Origin of the sequence: Polymorphobacter fuscus (assembly GCF_011927825.1) — a bacterium.
Lineage (GTDB): Bacteria > Pseudomonadota > Alphaproteobacteria > Sphingomonadales > Sphingomonadaceae > Sandarakinorhabdus > Sandarakinorhabdus fusca.
In genome coordinates this window covers 2,387,076-2,395,000 of record NZ_JAATJI010000001.1, presented here as the reverse complement: position 1 = coordinate 2,395,000, position 7,925 = coordinate 2,387,076, and the positions used below count along the sequence as shown (strand labels likewise).

Annotated in this window: 8 protein-coding genes (1 of these 8 only partly in view); 1 reads left to right on the top strand and 7 read right to left on the bottom strand. The window is 65.5% G+C overall.

What is annotated here, in order from left to right; translation table 11 throughout:
- Window positions 1-117: the 5' portion of a CBS domain-containing protein gene (locus GGQ62_RS11440; protein WP_152577200.1), read on the bottom strand. Its footprint begins 303 nt before the window's first position; 117 of the gene's 420 nt are visible here — the first part of the coding sequence; the start codon lies at window positions 115-117; its stop codon lies beyond the left edge, outside the window.
- Between the two features lie 76 nt (window positions 118-193).
- Between GGQ62_RS11440 and GGQ62_RS11435 the strand changes: the two genes are divergently transcribed.
- Complete coding sequence (locus GGQ62_RS11435; protein ID WP_152577201.1) at window positions 194-496, top strand: hypothetical protein; 303 nt, start codon at window positions 194-196, stop codon at window positions 494-496.
- Between the two features lie 67 nt (window positions 497-563).
- Here GGQ62_RS11435 and GGQ62_RS11430 read toward each other — a convergent pair whose 3' ends face one another.
- The 6 genes from GGQ62_RS11430 to GGQ62_RS11405 all read right to left on the bottom strand — a co-directional run bounded on the left by GGQ62_RS11430 (window position 564) and on the right by GGQ62_RS11405 (window position 7,893).
- Window positions 564-1,655, bottom strand: a complete 1,092-nt coding sequence (locus GGQ62_RS11430) for a DUF4167 domain-containing protein (protein ID WP_152577202.1) — start codon at window positions 1,653-1,655, stop codon at window positions 564-566.
- A 225-nt stretch (window positions 1,656-1,880) separates the two neighbouring features.
- The gene (locus GGQ62_RS11425; RefSeq protein WP_152577203.1) at window positions 1,881-2,690 is read right to left on the bottom strand and encodes an SDR family NAD(P)-dependent oxidoreductase; all 810 of its coding nucleotides are present in this window, start codon (window positions 2,688-2,690) and stop codon (window positions 1,881-1,883) included.
- 12 nt (window positions 2,691-2,702) lie between these two features.
- A complete protein-coding gene (locus tag GGQ62_RS11420) occupies window positions 2,703-3,383 on the bottom strand; it encodes an NnrU family protein (RefSeq protein WP_152577204.1) in 681 nt (226 codons plus the stop codon).
- A gap of 15 nt (window positions 3,384-3,398) precedes the next feature.
- Window positions 3,399-4,703, bottom strand: a complete 1,305-nt coding sequence (locus GGQ62_RS11415; protein WP_152577205.1) for an amidohydrolase family protein — start codon at window positions 4,701-4,703, stop codon at window positions 3,399-3,401.
- Window positions 4,700-6,115: an amidohydrolase gene (locus GGQ62_RS11410; RefSeq protein WP_152577206.1), complete on the bottom strand. Its 1,416-nt coding sequence runs from the start codon at window positions 6,113-6,115 to the stop codon at window positions 4,700-4,702. Before GGQ62_RS11410 ends, GGQ62_RS11415 begins: the two co-directional genes overlap by 4 nt.
- On the bottom strand, window positions 6,115-7,893 hold the full coding sequence (locus tag GGQ62_RS11405; RefSeq protein WP_243446074.1) for a peptide MFS transporter: 1,779 nt from the start codon (window positions 7,891-7,893) through the stop codon (window positions 6,115-6,117). The genes GGQ62_RS11410 and GGQ62_RS11405 overlap by 1 nt, the downstream gene beginning before the upstream one ends.
- Between the last annotated feature and the right edge of the window lie 32 nt (window positions 7,894-7,925).

Sequence of the window (7,925 nt, the reverse complement as noted above, 5' to 3'; positions counted from 1 at the left end):
GACAACAAGGACAGCGCCGATTCGGTGTTGATACAACAGCGCCGCGATGGCGCCGATCACAGTGTCGCGCGTTACCGACACCAATGGCTTTTTGCCGTTCAGGATCGTACCGATCATGATGAGTCTCCCCGGGCAGGCGGCATTTGTCGCTCAGGGACGTGAGTGTTGCGCGATTCGCCAAGGAAGGCAAAGCATGAACCCGGCGCCGATTCCCGAGCCCGTTCGCACGCCAGTCCCCTCCGTCGGGCGCGCACCTGCGGACCATTGGCGACGTTTTCGCCGGCTGATGCTGTTGATGACGATCGTTGCCATCGGCACTGCGGGGTTTGCCATCTGGCAAATGCGAATCGCCGGCGTGCCGTTTCATCTGCATTTCGTCATCGCGATGGGCGGCGGGATCGTCATCACCCTGCTTCTCGCCGGCGTGTTGATGGGGCTGGCCTTTGTCTCGAATCGCTCGGGACACGATGAGCAGGTCAGCATTTCCGACGATTGATCGGCCGAAGGCGCAAAAAAAGGGGCGGGATCCGGTGATCCCGCCCCTTTTTGTGTGCTGACGCCGATCAGCCTTCGACAGGTTCCGATTCGACGATCTTGCGCGGCCGGCCGCGGCGGCGCGGTGCCACTGGCGTATCCGATGCAGCCGCGTCACCGGACACCGTCTGCGGAATCGCAGTCGGGGTTGGCTCGATCGCCGTGGCCTCGACCACCGCAGACTCGATAATCGGTGCTTCGAACGTTTCCGCTTCGGCCGGGGACTGGCGCCGCGTTCCACGCGGTGCACGCTCCGCACGTGGCGAATCCGTCTCCGCCGCCGGGCGCCGGGCCCGCAAGGTGGCCGGGCCAGGCAAGCCCGGAATCGGTCCTTCGTCGCTTATGGCCATATCAGTGGGTGCCGGCCGCGATTCGGGACGCCGCTCGCGATTGGCGTTGCGCTCGCTCCGCGATTCATCGCGGCTGCGTTCGGAATGATCGTTATCGCGCGTGCGCTCGGGACGGTTTTCGTCGCGCGTGCGCTCGGAACGGTTTTCATCGCGCGTACGCTCGGGACGGTTCTCGTCGCGCGTGCGCGACGGATTGCTCCCGGCCCATGATTGGCGATCGCGGCTCTCGGTGCGATTTGGATCATTGCGAGGCTCCCGCGGCGCGTCCCGGTTGCCGTCACGATTGCCGTCACGATTGCTCTCTCGCGCCCGCGGTGCATTCTGTCCGCCGCGATCATCGCGCCACTGGCTTCGGCCTTCGTCACCGCGCGTGTCGCTTCGGTCCTGGCCGCGCGCATCGTTGCGGTCGCCGTCCTGGTCCTCGTCGTCGCCGCCATCCGAGTCGTCGCCACCGGCAAAACCAGTTGCATCGTCCTCATAGAATTCGCGGCCGCGTTGCCGACCATCATTCGGCGTCTTGTCACGATAATCGCCGAGGACACGGTAATAGTGATCGGCATATTGCAGATAATATTCGGCAGTGACCCGGTCACCGGCCTGTTGTGCATCGCGCGCCAGCGCCCGATATTTTTCCAGCAGCTGGCTGGCATTGCCGCGCTGACGATTGTCCAGACGGTTGCCGTAATTGTTACCGCCATTCATCTGCTGCGGACGCGGGCCGTTATTGTTGTTGCCGCCGCGGCGACGCCGATTCTGGTTGTTTCTGATCAACTTCGCGTCCCCGTATGAACGGACGGCGTTAGCCGTGATGCTGGCAAGGTTCGACCCTCAGTCCCGAAGCTTCTCCGGTTGCAAGGCCAGCATGGCCAGAAGCGGGACAATCTCTGCGGGATCTGCACTGTCGAAGGGTAAGGGACCTGATCCACCTCACCTGAATATTGCTCTAGCGGTGTTTGTGGCAGCGTCCAAGCGAAAAACGGTTCCGGCGACGCCGCGTCAGGCGCGCGGCACCTTGGGCGCCATGCCCGCCATCATCGCGAACAGCTGCTCCGGATTCTGCCGCTTGAAGTCGAGCAACTGCATTTCGGGCGCCCCGTCGCGCCCGACCGGAATCTCCGGCCGGTCGGCGATCATTGCATCGATGATGATGGTCGCGGCGTCATCCGCACTGATCCCCTCGTTGACCGGGTCGCTAGCATCATGACCCTTCACCGACCCGTCACCCGTCAACGCATTGTCGGCGATGCCGGTGGCCACGAAACCCGGCGTGACGACGAAGACCGAAACACTATATTGATCGATTTCGGCACGCAACGCGTCGGACCAGCCGACCAGCGCGTGCTTGGCGGCGCAATAGCCCGTCCGCAATGGCGAGCCGACCTTGCCGGCAACCGAAGCAATGTTGACCAGGGCGCCCGACCGCCGCTTCACCATCGCCGGCAGCACCAGCTGGGTCAGGCGCAACGGCGCGAAGAAATCCACCTCCATGACTCGCCGGTACACGTCGAAGTCGGTGTCGAGCGCCAGGCTGCGCTGCGAGATGCCGGCGTTGTTGACGAGAATGTCGATCCCCCCGGTCATCGCCTGGGCGCGATCGACGATGCTCGGCAGCGCGTCGAGATCGGTCGCTTCGAACGGCAACAGGATGCTGTCGCCCTGGCAGCGGCCGGCGACTTCCGCCAGCGCAGCTTCACGCCGGCCCGACAACACCAGCCGCGCGCCGGCGCGGGCGAAGCCGGTGGCGAGGCCGGCGCCGATGCCGGACGACGCGCCGGTGATCCAGATCGTCTTGCCGCCCAGGTCCATCGTCCGTCTCCCCTAACCCAACACCGGCAGCGCCGGCACGCCGACGACCAGCGGGTGCGCCCAGATCATCACGCCCCACAGCGCCAGCCCGCCCAGCGTTGCAACCAGCCCGGGCACGCCATCCGCCCATTTCGCCCGGCCCCGGAACTGGGCTCCGAACGGGATGAAACCGGTGGCCGCCATATGCTCGCCATAGGCCGGGTTCTGCGCCTTTTTCTTGCCGTCCTGCATGGCTGCCCCGAACAGGGCCAAGGTAACGATTCCCGATGCCAGGACGATCGTGCGGCTGTCGGCGCTCAAAATGATATGGACCACGCCCCAGATGGCAAAGCTCCACATCATCGGGTGGCGGGTGATGCGTTGCACGCCGCGCGGGCGGCCACCGGCGGGCATGCCCATCAACGCCGGATTGGGCGCCGTGACCGAGCCCACGAACAGGATCGCGGCAAAGGCCATCGCGACAACCGCGATACCATGCACCCAGGTCGGCGCCTGCCACAGCCGGTCGGGCGGAATGGCCTTCCACAACTGCCCGGCGATCCCGAGCGTGGCAAAGGCGACCAGCGTATAGACGATGAGGAAGCCACGCTCGCCGAGCCGTGCCACAAGCGGCGCCCGCAGCGGGTGGGACAGGAGTTCATGTCCGGCAACAAAGGCCGAGATCGCGACGATCAGCCAGCCGAGATCGGACATGCCCCTTGCCCCTTTCTAATGCGGATATTGCAGCGGCAGATCACGCCGCGTCAGGTCACGATAGCGGTCACGCAGCTGGGTCTGGCGCGACGTCGTCGGCTGGACCACACCATCAATGAGCACCGCGGTCGGCGCCGAGCTGAGTTCCAGCGGGTCACCATCCCACACGACGACGTCACCACGCTTGCCAACTTCCAGCGTGCCGAGATCGGTCATGCCGAAGATCTTCGCCGGGTTGCGGGTGATGGTGGCGAGCGCCTGGGCGCGGGTCAGCCCGACACCGCCCGGGACCGCAGCTTGTGCCACGGCGTTGCCCGCGAAATAGGGCAGGTTGCGCCCCTGGGTGCCCGAATCGCCCCCGAAAAGCCCGAAACCGACCGTGACACCCGCCGCCGTGAGCCGGCCGACATTGGAGCGCGTCGAAGCGATGGTTTCGAAACTGTCAGGCAGGTTGAACAGCGACAGGGTGATGACCGGCACATCGGCGGCGGCGATCTGGCTGGCGACCTGCCACCCTTCGCGTGCGCCGATCAGGATGAGACGAAGCCGGGGAAATTCCCGGCGCAAGCCGAGCACCGCAACGATATCGCTGGCGCGCTCGGCGTGCACCACCAGCGGCATGCGCCCGTCCACCACCGGCACCAGCGCTTCGGCGTCGAGGCGTTTGACCAGCGAACCCCTGTCGCGCCCCGAATCGAACGCCGCCGGATTGCGGGCAAAGCGCTGCGCTTCGGCAAGGCCGTTGCGCAGGTCGAGCCAGGCGGCCGGACGCGAGCCCCCGGCGGCGCGGGCGCCATCCTCGGCGAGATCGGCGAACTGGAAGACCCGGCCGCGCATCAGGATGTTGCCGCCGGGACCGACATCGGCAAGGCTGATCGTCGCCCCCTGCCCGGCAAAGACATTCCCGGCCAGCGACGGGCCGATGACCGCGCGGGTAACACCGCCCAGCCGGTCGATGGCAAGCGGCGGCGACACCGGATTGATCGCCGGCGTCACATCGATCGCGGCAGAATAAGGCGAGCCGCGCGCCCCGGCGTCGTCGGTCTGGCGGACGCCTTCGACCTCGACGATGCCCAGCGTCGACATGCCCGCGATCAGCCCGGGCGTCACGGTCTTGCCGCGCGCATCGATGACCGTGGCGCCCGCCGGCACCGGCAATCCGGCGCCGACCGCGGCGATGCGGCCGTCGCGGACGATGACCGTGCCGTTTTCGATGACCTGGTCACCCACTGCCGTCGCGACGGTGCCGCCGGTGATGGCGATGGTCTGGGCGTGCAGCGCGGAACCGAACGCCAGGGACAGGAGCAGCAACCGCTTCACTTCGGGTCTCCCGCGCCCTGCTGGCCAAGTTCGAAATCGGCGGTGGGGCGTCGCCGCGCGTCGGCCCAGTCATACATCACTGCCCCGTCGATCCAGACCTTTTCAGGCCGCGCATAGACCGAAAAGGGTTCCGCATTCCACAGCACGACATCGGCGGCCTTGCCGGTTTCCAGGCTGCCGGTCCGCTTGTCGATGGCAAGCCCGCGCGCCGGGTTGCGCGACAGCCAGGTCCAGGCGTGTTCCGGGGTGATGCCGAGCCCCATGCGGTTGCCCGCGGCCATTGCCTTGGCAGCTTCCTGGTTCAGCCGCTGGATGCCGTTGGCATCGTCCGAATGGACAATGGCGCAGGCACCGGCGCGATCGACGAGCGGGATATTCTCGCGAATGCCGTCATAGCTTTCCATCTTGAAGCCGTACCAATCGGCCCACATCGCGCTGCAGATGCCTTCGGCCTTCAACAGGTCGGCGACCTTGTAGCTTTCGACGGCGTGGTGGAACGCGGTGATCTTGTAGCCGAACTCGCGGCTCATGCCGATCATGTTGGTCATTTCATCGGCGCGATAACAGTGGTTCTGGACCAGGATATCGCCGTTGAGGACACCCATCAGCGTGTCATTGGCCAGTTCCCGCCGCGGCGCGTCGCTGGGTCTAGCGGTACCAGCCTTGGCGCGACGGGCGTAATCATCCCATTTGCGGCGATAGTTGCTGGCATCCGACCAGACCTGCCGGGCATAGGCGATATTGCCCATGCGGGTCTGCGGCATCTGGTTCTTGCTGCCATAGACGCGCTTGGGGTTTTCGCCGCACGCCATCTTCAGGCTGTAGGGCGCGCCGGGGAATTTCATGTCCTGGACGCTGCGACCATAGACCGGCTTCAAGGTCGTGCCGCGTCCGCCGAACAGATTGGCGGAGCCAGGCAGAATGTGCAGTGCGGTAATGCCGCCCGCCAGCGCGCGCGAAAAGCCGGCATCCTGCGGCCACACCGAATGTTCGGCCCAGACTTCCGGGCGCGACGGGCTGGTGGCTTCGTTGCCATCCGACAATGCCTCGACCTGTGGGCTGGGATAGTCACCGAGATGGCTGTGGATATCGATGATGCCGGGCGTCACATATTTGCCGCGGGCATCGATCACCGTGGCGCCGGCCGGCACCGTGACGCTGGCACCCACTTCCGCCACCAGCCCGTTTTCCAGCCGCACTGCGCCCGGCGCGAATTTGCGGCCCGTACCATCGTAAACGATGGCGTTCTGGATAACGGTGGCAACGCCCGGATAGGGGCGGTAGGTCGAGGGATAGGGATCCCCTGGAATGGTGACGACCTCCGCCGGCTTGCCGCCGGCGGATTGCGGCGGCCGCGTCTGCGCCGCACATCCGGCGACCAGCAACAGACAGGCCAGGCGCATCAACTGCATCAACGAACTCCGTGCATCCAGCGCTTCAGGAAGGGCGACAGCAGCAGCAGCACGCCGCCGATGATCGCCGAGGCGATGCCGATGGTCTGGAAGACACCGGCATAGGTGGCAAGACTGACCGACAGGTTGGTGACTTCGCCGCCGACGGTTTCGACGCTCGCCACCTGGGCAACGATGCCGCCGACATATTGGGCGACCGAGATCGACAGGAACCACACCCCCATCATCATGCCGACGATCCGCGCGATCGACAATTTGGTGATCATGCTGAGCCCCACCGGCGAAATGCACAATTCCGCCATCGAGTGGATGAGGTAGAGGCCGGCGAGCCACCACAGCCCGACCTTGTAGTCCGGCCCGGCAAAGGTCGTGCCAAGGACGAGGAACAGAAATCCCAAGCCGACGCCGATCAGCGCGATCCCGAACTTGACCGGAATGCCGGGCTCCAGTCCCCGCGCCGCCAGCCGCGTCCACATGGCGCTGAACAACGGCGCCAGCAGCACGATGAAGAGCGCGTTGAAGAACTGCGTCTGCCCGGCGCTGATCGAAAACAGCCCGAAGACCGACAGGTTGGTATTGCGATCGGCAAACAAGGTCAGCGACGATCCCGCCTGTTCGAACAGCGTCCAGAAGGTGACGTTGAAGACGATCAGCACCATCGCTGCCAGCATCATCTGGAACTCGGCCTTGCTGCCGGCGCGATACGACCAGACCAGGATCGCCGGCAGGCCGACGATGAAGGTGAGGAACAGCGCCTTGCCGAGCACCGGCAGCGCCAGCAGATAGCCGGCAATGCCCTGGCCTTCGACCGGCGCCGGCGCATCGAGCGTGTTGGAAAACAGCAGCCACGGCACCACCACCGCCGCGATCGACAGGAGATAGATGAGCCGCGACCGGTCCGGGCCGGCAGCGGCCGGCACTTCGCCATAGCCGGCAAGTCGCCCGCCATCGAACTGAATCAGCGCCCAGGCGACCAGCATGCCGAGCGCGGCAAGGCCAAAGCCCGCCCACCAGCCAAAGGCGACCGCAAGAAACGGGCAGAGAATCTGCGACCCGAGCGAGCCCAGGTTGATGCCCATGTAGAAGATGGTGAAGCCGGCGTCGCGGCGTTGATCGCCCTTGGCATAGAGCGATCCGACCATCGTCGAGATATTGGGCTTGAAAAAGCCGTTGCCGATGACGATCAGCGACAGCGCCACCAGCATCAACGCCACATAAAAGGGCGACCGCACGGCGTCGCTGCTGAACTCCGCCTTGGGAATTGTCCGCGCGGGCGTCCCGTCGGCGGCGAGAAGATCGACGGCGCCATCGTCGCGCCCCTTGATCTGCAAGCGTTGGCCGGCGTCGGTGACGAACTGGCCATCGCTGCCATCGGCGGTGGCCGCGATCGTCACCGGGTGGCGAACGCCGTCGAAGGTCGCGAACGGCTGTGCGGTGTCGCCGCCGAAGCAGAGCATCAGATAGCCCGCCGACATCACCAGCGCGCCGAACTTCACCGCGCGCTTGGAGCCGAGATAGCGATCGGCCAGCAGGCCGCCGATGAACGGCGTCAGATAGACGAGGCTCATATAGGCGCCGTACATACCGCTGCCGACGCGGTCGTTGAAGATGAAGTGCTGGGTCAGGTACAGGACCAGCAGCGCCCGCATGCCGTAGAAGCCGAAGCGTTCCCACAATTCGGTGGTGAACAGGCGGGCGAGCTGCGCCGGGTGGCCGAACCACTGCGGACGGGTGTCGATGATCGGCAAATCGCGCGGTTCCGCGGCAATATCGACCAAATCCGAAACTCCCCACATCCACGCGGGCAAGA